Consider the following 247-nt stretch of genomic DNA (forward strand, 5'->3'; position numbering starts at 1 on the left):
CTGCCTGTTAGTACATAGTCAGCTTGTTGAGTGCTTAACCATTGCATAGCATTGTCTAAACGGTATTGATCATCCAGCGGTGGAAGCTCTTTGGTGTTTACGCGAGGTGCACGTATAAGAGTTGGTAATTTATTTTGTTGCCAAATACTGGCTAAAATATCTTCAGCACGCTCACCGGCAAGCGGTGTTTGAGCATGATTAACAAGCGGCATTAGTGCCACTGTTTTTGAAGGGCTAAGCTCTATAT

The 247-nt window shown here is 43.3% G+C and carries 1 protein-coding gene; it reads right to left on the reverse strand.

Annotated elements, in window-relative coordinates; translation table 11 throughout:
• On the reverse strand, positions 1–247 hold a 247-nt coding region (locus AAEY83_RS17570; RefSeq protein ID WP_351061242.1), incomplete at both ends, for a hypothetical protein.

The organism is Psychrobacter sp. TB20-MNA-CIBAN-0197 (assembly GCF_040309765.1).
GTDB classification, from domain to species: Bacteria; Pseudomonadota; Gammaproteobacteria; order Pseudomonadales; family Moraxellaceae; genus Psychrobacter; species Psychrobacter submarinus.